This is a genomic window from Janthinobacterium sp. BJB304, assembly GCF_002735765.1.
Classification (GTDB): Bacteria; Pseudomonadota; Gammaproteobacteria; order Burkholderiales; family Burkholderiaceae_D; genus Janthinobacterium.
Genome location: NZ_PDZN01000024.1, coordinates 95,200 through 103,693, shown reverse-complemented (window position 1 = coordinate 103,693; position 8,494 = coordinate 95,200). Strand labels below are relative to the sequence as shown.

Below are 8,494 nucleotides of genomic sequence, written 5' to 3'. Positions count from 1 at the left end.
TGCATAAGACGCCTTGGGGCAAGCGCTTCGGTCAGCGCCTGCGTGACGCCGGCAAAGCGCCCAAGCTGATCATCGGCGCCATGATGCGTAAGCTGGTGCACGTGGCATTCGGCGTGCTCAGGTCGGGGAAAATATTTGATCCGGCCTTGCACGCCGCTTGACGGGGATAACAGTATCTACGGCAAAAAATACCGCTTATTCGACTGCCTTGAGCATATCCTCGATCACCTTCTTGGCGTCGCCAAACACCATCATCGTGTTCGGCTGGTAGAACAGGTCGTTGTCCAGGCCCGCATAGCCGGACGCCATCGAGCGCTTGTTGACGATGATGCTCTTGGCCTTATAGGCTTCGAGGATCGGCATGCCGGCAATCGGCGATTTGGGGTCCTTCGCCGCCGGGTTGACGACGTCGTTCGCACCCAGCACCAGCACCACGTCCGTCTGGCCGAATTCGCCGTTGATGTCTTCCATCTCGAAGACCTGGTCGTACGGCACTTCCGCCTCGGCCAGCAGCACGTTCATATGGCCCGGCATGCGCCCCGCCACGGGGTGGATCGCGTACTTGACGGTGACGCCCTTGTGCGTGAGCTTTTCCACCAGTTCTTTCAACGAGTGCTGCGCGCGCGCCACGGCCAGGCCGTAGCCGGGCACGATGATGACGGTTTCAGCATTGCTCATGATGAAGGCGGCGTCGTCGGCCGAACCCGATTTGACCGGGCGCTGTTCCTGCGCGCCGGCTGCGCCTGCGGCCGGCGCATCGCCGCCGAAACCGCCCAGGATGACGTTGAAGAACGAGCGGTTCATGGCCTTGCACATGATGTACGACAGGATCGCGCCGGACGAACCGACCAAAGAGCCGGCGATGATCAGCATCGAGTTATTCAGCGAAAAACCGATGCCGGCCGCGGCCCAGCCCGAGTAACTGTTGAGCATCGACACCACCACCGGCATGTCGGCGCCGCCGATGGGGATGATGATCAGCACGCCCAGGGCGAAGGCGATGAGGGTCATGATGACGAACGGCGTCCAGGCCGGCTCGACGCCATCGGCGAAGCAGAACGCCAGGCCCAGTCCCACCATCACCAGCGCCAGCACCAGGTTGAGCATGTGCTGGCCCTTGAAGCTGACGGGCGCGCCCTGGAACAGGCGGAACTTGTATTTGCCCGACAGCTTGCCGAAGGCGATCACGGAACCGGAGAACGTGATGGCGCCGACGAAGGTGCCGATGAACAGTTCGAAGCGGTTACCGATGGGCAGCGCCTGGCCACGCTCAGCGATATTGAAGGCCCACGGTTCCGAAACGGCCGCCACGGCGATGCAGACGGCCGCCAGGCCGATCAGCGAGTGCATGGCCGCCACCAGTTCCGGCATCTTCGTCATTTCCACGGTTTTCGCCAGGTAGGCGCCGATGGCACCGCCCGTGACGATGCCGATGACGACGAGGGTCAGGCCCATGCCGCCCGTCTGCTGTTCCTTCAGTTTCAGGATCAGCGCCACGGTGGTGACGGCGGCAATGGCCATGCCGCTCATGCCGAAGGCATTGCCGCGGCGCGCCGTCGATGGCGACGACAGGCCTTTCAGGGCCTGAATGAAGCACACCGAGGCGATCAGGTACATCATCGTCACCAGGTTCATGGTGACGAAGCTCATGGCGTGACTCATTCTTTTGCTCCTTGCTTGGCCTTCGGTTCTTTTTTACGGAACATCTCGAGCATGCGCTGCGTGACGAGGAAGCCGCCGAACACATTGACGGCGGCCAGCGCCACGGCCAGCGTGCCGGCCACTTGCGCCAGCGGGCCATCGGTCAGGCCGGCCGCCAGCATGGCGCCGACGATGATGATGGCGGAAATGGCGTTGGTGACGGCCATCAGCGGCGTATGCAACGCCGGCGTGACGGTCCAGACGACGTGGTAGCCGACATAAATGGCCAGCACGAAGATGATCAGGTTGGTGATGGTGTGACTGATTTCCATGATGTTGTTCTCTCCGGCACCGCGTTATTTTCTGAGGATGTCATTGCCCGCGCAAACCAGGCTGGCCTTGATGATTTCATCCTCGCGGTCGATCAGCAATTGATCGTCCTTGTCGATGATGAGCTTTAAAAAGTCCAGCACGTTGCGCGCATACAGGGCCGAGGCGTCGGCCGCCACCAAGGTCGCCAGATTCGGCTCGCCCACGATGTAGACGCCGTGCTTGACGACCGTCTTGCCCAGTTCGGACAGCGGGCAGTTGCCGCCCTGCTCGACGGCCAGGTCGACGATCACGGAGCCCGGTTTCATGGCCTTCACCGTCTCTTCGGAAATGAGCACGGGCGCGGCGCGGCCGGGGATCAGCGCGGTAGTGATGATGATATCGGCCAGTTTCGCCCGTTCGTGTACGAGTTCGGCCTGGCGGCGCATCCAGTCGGCCGGCATGGCGCGCGCATAGCCGCCCGAACCCTTGGCAATCTCTTTTTCTTCATCCGTAAGGAAAGGCACGTCGAGGAATTTGGCGCCCAGCGATTCAACTTGTTCCTTGACGGGCGGGCGCACGTCGGACGCCTCGATGACGGCACCGAGGCGCTTGGCCGTGGCGATCGCCTGCAAGCCGGCCACGCCCACGCCCATGATCAGCACGCGGGCCGCCTTGACGGTGCCGGCCGCCGTCATCAGCATGGGCATGAAGCGCTGGTAGGTATTCGCCGCCACCAGCACGGCCTTGTAGCCGGCGATGTTCGCCTGCGACGACAGCACGTCCATCGACTGCGCGCGCGTGATGCGCGGCACGGCTTCCAGGGCGAAGGCGGACAGGCCCGCCGTCGCCATGGCGGCGATATTGTCGGCGTCAAACGGGTTCAACATGCCGATCAGCACCGTGCCGCTGGCCATCAGGGCCCGTTCGCCGGCGTCCGGTGCGCGCACCTTGAGCACGATGGCGCAGCCATAGGCTTCCTGGGCGGTACCGATCTGCGCGCCGGCGGCGGCATACGCGTCGTCGGGAATCGAGGCTTGCAGGCCCGCGCCCGACTGCACGACGACTTGATGCTTGGCTGCCAGCTTCTTGACTGTCTCGGGCGTGGCTGCCACCCGGGTTTCACCAGGCCGTGTTTCGGCCGGTATGCCTATCCTCATGATGCCTCCGCTAATTGATAAACTGACTAGAATCTAACACGGAAAGCAGCGCGTTAAACGTTTGTGAACCAGCAACTTTTAGTCGTACGACACTAATTTCATCCGCATCCATGATTTGTTTCACCATGCGGCGCGGCGCCCATATTGTGGGAAAGGTGTGTCAATCTCACCACAGTCGAGCAAGCGTGCGCGCTTGTTTTGACCACAGGGAAAGCCTATATTAGCGGGCGCTTCCTGCCATCTTGCCAACTAAGCCCCCATGCTAGTGCGCTCCCCGGGAAAGACGTAAGTACCTCCCACCGCTATTTGCTAAAACGTTGTCATTTATCAATATGTCCGCGCAACAAAAGGCCGGCTTCAAACCGCGCGCGCAGAACAAGATAAAATGTCGGCTCTTTCAAGGATGGAATCATGCCGAGAATCTGGAAACCCTCTGTCACCGTGGCCGCCATCGTCGAGCGCGATGGCCTGTTTTTACTGATTGAAGAAGAGACCAGCGAAGGCATCAAGCTCAACCAGCCAGCCGGCCACCTCGACCCGTTCGAGTCGCTGGAACAGGCGGTGATCCGCGAAACGCTGGAAGAAGCGGCCTACGATTTCATCCCCACGGCACTGGTCGGCATGTACATGTCGCGCTACCAGTCACTGCGCACGGGCGAGGACGTGACCTATCTGCGCTTCACCTTTTGCGGCACGGCCGGCGCCGAACACGACCGCCCGCTGGACGAAGGCATCATTCGCACCCTGTGGATGACGCGCGACGAGCTGGCGGCGTGCCAGGAACGCCACCGCAGTCCGCTGGTGCTGCAGTGCGTGGACGAATACCTGGCTGGCCGGCGCGCGCCGCTGGCCCTGCTGCACACGCATGCGTCCGTTTTCAATAGCGCATAGCAATACGCATTGCCATATTATTAAAGTACACTGGAAAGCAAGATGAGCAAGAAGAAAGTCGTGATCGGCATGTCAGGCGGGGTCGATTCCTCGGTCGCGGCATGGATGCTGAAGGAACAAGGCTATGAAGTCATCGGCCTGTTCATGAAAAACTGGGAAGATGACGACGATTCGGAATACTGCTCCACGCGCCAGGACTGGATCGACGCGGCCAGCGTGGCCGACGTCATCGGCGTCGATATCGAAGCCGTCAATTTCGCCTCCGAATACAAGGACCGCGTGTTCGCCGATTTCTTGCGCGAGTACCAGGCCGGCCGCACGCCGAACCCGGACGTGCTGTGCAACGCCGAAATCAAATTCAAGGCATTTCTTGACCACGCCATGACCCTGGGCGCCGACCTGATCGCCACCGGCCACTATGCGCGCGTGCGCCAGGCGCCGACCGATGCGGGCCGTTATGAACTGCTCAAGGCCGTCGACGCCAGCAAGGATCAAAGCTATTTCCTGCACCGCCTGAACCAGGCGCAGTTGTCCAAGACCTTGTTTCCACTCGGTGAAATCCCGAAGACGCAAGTGCGCCAGATCGCCGAGAAACTGGCCTTGCCGAACGCGCAGAAGAAGGATTCCACAGGCATCTGCTTTATTGGCGAACGCCCGTTCCGCGAATTCTTGAACCGCTACCTGTCGTACAAGCCGGGCCCGATGAAGACGGCCGACGGCAAGACCGTGGGCGAACACGTGGGACTGAGTTTCTATACCCTGGGCCAGCGCAAGGGCATCGGCATCGGCGGCGTGAAGTCGTACCAGAACGCGGACGGCAGCAGCGACGCCTGGTATGTGGCGCGCAAGGATATCGTCAACAACACCCTGTGGGTGGTACAGGGCCACGACCACCCGTGGCTGCTGTCGCCATCGTTGACGGCCGATCAGGCCAGCTGGGTCGCCGGCACGGCGCCGCAGGCAGGCGCCCTGTCCGCCAAGACGCGCTACCGCCAGGCCGACGTGGCTTGCCAGCTGCTGCCGGAGGGAAATGAACACTTCGGCCTGGCCTTCGACCAGGCGCAATGGGCCGTCACGCCGGGCCAGTCGGCCGTGCTGTACGACGGCGATGTGTGCCTCGGTGGCGGCATCATCGCCAGCGCGACGGGCATGGCCGGCGTCTAGGAGTTGTTGCCTTGCGCAGCGGCGGCCAAGGCCTGCTGCTTGCGCACCATCGCAATGACGGTATTGCGCACGGTTTTCAGGACCGTGTCGGCCATGAACGGTTTCACGATGAAGCCCGACACGCCCATCGCGTGGGCCGCCTGCAGCGAGGCGGCGTCGATGCCGCCCGAGACCATGAAAATGAGCGTCTTCGGATACTGGGCGCGGATGGTTTGTACAATATTCGTCCCATCTTCCACCTGCTCGCGCGCGATGCAGACGAAATGCGGATGGTGCTTGACCAGCAGCGCCAAGCCCAGCGCGCTCGTATGCGTCTGCCCGCAGACATCGTAGCCGCCATCGGTCAGGACCGTGTTCAGCAGGCCGCGCGCCACGGCGCTGCTATCGATCAGGACTGTCTTTAACATCATGATTACTTTCCTTGCTTGATTGTTCTTGCCTGGCGCTCTACTTTTCCCACGCCAGCTTGTTCCAGGTCACGCCTAAGGTCACGTCGGTCTTGAGTTCGACCAACTTTCTTGAAAGATACAGTATTTCCCGCTCTTTTCGCAGGCTTTCACCGAGCGCGCCGGGCAAAATGCCCGCGCCGGCCATCACGGCGTCGATATTGCCGTAAGCGCGCAACAGTTTCGCGCCCGTCTTCAGGCCGATCTTCGACACGCCGGGAATGCTGTCGGTGACATCGCCCATCAGCGCCAGCAGGTCGGGCAGCAGTTCCGGCGGCACGCCGAACTTTTTCTCGACCCAGGCGTGGTCGTGCCAGACGCCCTTGAAATGGTCCCACACGAGCGCGCCGTGGGCGATCAGACCGTGCAAATCCTTGTCGGTGGTGGCGATGACGGCCGCGCCGCGCCCCTCGTGCAGCCAGCGCATGACGGCCGTGCCGATCACGTCGTCGGCCTCGACCTCGGGGATGCTGACCACGTGCATGCCGAAGCTGGCCAGGGTGGCGTAAAAGCCGGGCAAGGCGTCGCGCAGCACTTGCGGCATCGGCTGGCGCCCTTCACGATAGCCGGCATACAGGGCGTGGCGCCAGGTCGGGCCGCCAAAGTCGAAGGCCGGCAGGATGTGCGTCGGCTCATGGTCGTTGATGAGGGTGCGAAACGACGACAGCGCATGGCGCAGCGCGATCTCCGCCTTCAGGTCGGAATCGGGTTCAGGACTGGCTTCGTAGACGCGGCGTACGATATTCAAGCCGTCGATAGCGAGGAGTCTGGCCATGCGGTAAGTGGATACTGGTTGAATCGATCATTTTACCGTATGGCGCAAGCACTATTCCCCGCGAATTCCGCTTGGCAGGTTTTACGCGGCGTAACAACGCCTAACAAAACCGTAGCGAGCGGAAGTGAATTGTGGCTAAGAAGCGCAACCGTACTCAAGTACGGTGAGCATCGCAGGCCGCAAGTCGCGACGCGCAGTAGGTTTGGTTAGGCATTCTCATTTGGCGAAATCGTACGGTCCGCCTTTTTCAAGCGCGCGCTGATAGGCCGGCCGTGCATGGATGCGCTGCAGGAATGCCGTCAGCTTCGGCAGGCGCTCGTCGAGCCCGCCGCGCATGGCCGCCGCTTCCAGCGGAAAGCTCATCTGGATGTCGGCCGCCGTGAATTCATTGCCGGCAAACCATTTGCTTTTCTCGAGTTCCGCTTCCATGTAGGCCAGCTGGCTGTTGATATTGGGCAGGATGAAGCTGCTCTTGACCTTGCTGGCGATGCCGCGCGCGATCGGTTTGACGAAAAACGGCATCGGCGACGATTCGACCTTGTCGAACACCAGCTTCATCAGCAGCGGCGGCATGGCCGAGCCTTCCGCGAAATGCAGCCAGTAGGTCCAGCGCAGCTTCTCGGGCGTGCCCGCCGCCGGTATCAGACGGCCATTGCCGTAGCGCTCGACCAGATACTCGATGATGGCGCCCGATTCGGCGATGGTATTGGCGCCGTCCGTGATCACGGGCGACTTGCCCAGCGGATGCACGGCCTTCAGCGAAGCGGGCGCCAGCATGGTTTTCGGGTCGCGCTGGTAGCGTTTGACCTCGTAGTCGAGGCCCAGCTCCTCGAGCAGCCAGAGCACGCGCTGCGAGCGCGAATTGTTCAGATGGTGGACGACGATCATGGCGATTTCCGTTGGCAATGGTTGAGTTCCAGTATAGCCGGGACGGGAAAATCGCGGCGGCAGGGGCCGCGCACCAAAAAATAATTGCGACAAACACTATTTTCAATTGATAACTTTTCAATCTTCCCTTATCTTGTTTTGTTTCCAATAAGTAAGGAAACTCCCCTGTGGATTTCGATACCAACAACACCACGCCAAAGCGTGAAGCCATTACCTTCAGCGCCACCGGCAGCGAATACTTCCGTATCTGGATCGTCAACCTGCTGCTGAGCATTGTCACCCTGGGCATTTATTCCGCCTGGGCCAAGGTGCGCCGCAACCGCTATTTCTATTCCAGCACCCACCTCGCTGGCAGCAGCTTTGAATACCACGGCAATGCCGTCGCCATCCTGAAGGGCCGCATCGCGGCAGTGGTATTGATCGGCGGCTACAACATCGCCTTCCAGATCTCGCCCATCGTCGGCCTGATCATGCTCGTGCTGATGATGGCCGTGCTGCCATGGCTGGTCTGGAAAAGCCTGCAGTTCAAGCTCTACAACACCAGCTACCGCGGCATCCGCTTCGGCTTCGACGGCAGCGCCAGCGAAGCCTACAAATACTTCCTGTGGCTGCCCATCCTGAACACCTTCACGGCTGGCCTGATGACGCCGTTCCTGCACCAGCGCCTGAAGCGCTTCCAGCACACACAGAGCCGCTTCGGCAGCAGCAATTTCAGCTTTGACGCCTCGGTTGGCAGCTTCTACAAGACCTATCTGCTGTTCTTCGCCCTGCTGCTGGCCGGTTTCCTGGTCCTGATCTTTGTCGTCTTCGCCAGCGTCTTCGCCACCTTTGCCACCGATGCCAACGATGTCACCAAGGCCGGCAGCATCTTCGGCGCCGTGGCGGCCCTGTATGCGTGGGCCTTTATCGTGCTGCCGCTGTTCCTGACCATGATCCAGAACCTGATCTGGAACCATACGCGCCTGCAGCAGCACCAGTTCCAGTCGCAGCTGACCTGGGGCCGCACCACGTTCGTCATGCTGACCAACCTGCTCGGTATCGTCGTCACCCTGGGCCTGTTTTCGCCATTCGCCCAGGTGCGCTGGCTGAAGTACCGCCTGGAAGCGACGTCGATGCTGGTGCACGGCAGCCTGGACGCCTTTGTCGCCGCCACCGGCGAGCAAGTCTCTGCCACGGGCGAAGGCATGGTCGATCTGCTGGACTTCGACCTGTCGCTGTAG

9 protein-coding genes are annotated in these 8,494 nt (G+C 61.3%); 3 read left to right on the top strand and 6 right to left on the bottom strand.

The annotated features are described in order from the left end of the window. Positions 1–195: 195 nt before the first annotated feature. Genes CSQ95_RS24090 through CSQ95_RS24080 form a run of 3 tightly spaced genes read right to left on the bottom strand, consistent with a single transcriptional unit; the run spans position 196 to position 3,110 of the window. Complete coding sequence (locus CSQ95_RS24090) at positions 196–1,650, bottom strand: NAD(P)(+) transhydrogenase (Re/Si-specific) subunit beta (RefSeq protein WP_099411322.1); 1,455 nt, start codon at positions 1,648–1,650, stop codon at positions 196–198. Positions 1,651–1,658: 8 nt separating this feature from the next. Then, positions 1,659–1,973 carry an NAD(P) transhydrogenase subunit alpha gene (locus tag CSQ95_RS24085; protein ID WP_034745644.1) on the bottom strand — a complete coding sequence of 105 codons (315 nt, stop codon included), beginning with the start codon at positions 1,971–1,973 and terminating at the stop codon, positions 1,659–1,661. Positions 1,974–1,997: 24 nt separating this feature from the next. Beyond that, positions 1,998–3,110 carry a Re/Si-specific NAD(P)(+) transhydrogenase subunit alpha gene (locus CSQ95_RS24080; RefSeq protein WP_099411321.1) on the bottom strand — a complete coding sequence of 371 codons (1,113 nt, stop codon included), beginning with the start codon at positions 3,108–3,110 and terminating at the stop codon, positions 1,998–2,000. A 411-nt stretch (positions 3,111–3,521) separates the two neighbouring features. Between CSQ95_RS24080 and CSQ95_RS24075 the strand changes: the two genes are divergently transcribed. Both CSQ95_RS24075 and mnmA read left to right on the top strand, forming a co-directional pair. Next, on the top strand, positions 3,522–4,001 hold the full coding sequence (locus CSQ95_RS24075; protein WP_010401817.1) for an NUDIX hydrolase: 480 nt from the start codon (positions 3,522–3,524) through the stop codon (positions 3,999–4,001). Positions 4,002–4,043: 42 nt separating this feature from the next. Further along, complete coding sequence (mnmA, locus tag CSQ95_RS24070) at positions 4,044–5,165, top strand: tRNA 2-thiouridine(34) synthase MnmA (protein WP_099411320.1); 1,122 nt, start codon at positions 4,044–4,046, stop codon at positions 5,163–5,165. On the opposite strand, the gene CSQ95_RS24065 is transcribed toward mnmA, so the two are convergent. The 3 genes from CSQ95_RS24065 to CSQ95_RS24055 all read right to left on the bottom strand — a co-directional run bounded on the left by CSQ95_RS24065 (position 5,162) and on the right by CSQ95_RS24055 (position 7,274). Next, positions 5,162–5,572, bottom strand: a complete 411-nt coding sequence (locus tag CSQ95_RS24065) for a response regulator (RefSeq protein ID WP_070220767.1) — start codon at positions 5,570–5,572, stop codon at positions 5,162–5,164. The genes mnmA and CSQ95_RS24065 overlap by 4 nt on opposite strands. A gap of 40 nt (positions 5,573–5,612) precedes the next feature. Continuing rightward, positions 5,613–6,386, bottom strand: a complete 774-nt coding sequence (locus tag CSQ95_RS24060; RefSeq protein WP_070220600.1) for a 5'-3' exonuclease — start codon at positions 6,384–6,386, stop codon at positions 5,613–5,615. A 216-nt stretch (positions 6,387–6,602) separates the two neighbouring features. After that, entirely contained in the window at positions 6,603–7,274 is a 672-nt protein-coding gene (locus CSQ95_RS24055) for a glutathione S-transferase (protein ID WP_099411330.1), read from the bottom strand. A gap of 167 nt (positions 7,275–7,441) precedes the next feature. Here CSQ95_RS24055 and CSQ95_RS24050 point away from each other — a divergent pair, with 167 nt between their 5' ends. Further along, on the top strand, positions 7,442–8,494 hold the full coding sequence (locus tag CSQ95_RS24050; RefSeq protein WP_070311500.1) for a YjgN family protein: 1,053 nt from the start codon (positions 7,442–7,444) through the stop codon (positions 8,492–8,494).

What these genes read in the sequence shown, in the direction of transcription:
- CSQ95_RS24090 (WP_099411322.1), bottom strand. Translation starts at nt 1,650, where the DNA reads ATGAGCTTCGTCACCATGAACCTGGTGACGATGATGTACCTGATCGCC.
- CSQ95_RS24085 (WP_034745644.1), bottom strand. Translation starts at nt 1,973, where the DNA reads ATGGAAATCAGTCACACCATCACCAACCTGATCATCTTCGTGCTGGCC.
- CSQ95_RS24080 (WP_099411321.1), bottom strand. Translation starts at nt 3,110, where the DNA reads ATGAGGATAGGCATACCGGCCGAAACACGGCCTGGTGAAACCCGGGTG.
- CSQ95_RS24075 (WP_010401817.1), top strand. Translation starts at nt 3,522, where the DNA reads ATGCCGAGAATCTGGAAACCCTCTGTCACCGTGGCCGCCATCGTCGAG.
- mnmA (WP_099411320.1), top strand. Translation starts at nt 4,044, where the DNA reads ATGAGCAAGAAGAAAGTCGTGATCGGCATGTCAGGCGGGGTCGATTCC.
- CSQ95_RS24065 (WP_070220767.1), bottom strand. Translation starts at nt 5,572, where the DNA reads ATGTTAAAGACAGTCCTGATCGATAGCAGCGCCGTGGCGCGCGGCCTG.
- CSQ95_RS24060 (WP_070220600.1), bottom strand. Translation starts at nt 6,386, where the DNA reads ATGGCCAGACTCCTCGCTATCGACGGCTTGAATATCGTACGCCGCGTC.
- CSQ95_RS24055 (WP_099411330.1), bottom strand. Translation starts at nt 7,274, where the DNA reads ATGATCGTCGTCCACCATCTGAACAATTCGCGCTCGCAGCGCGTGCTC.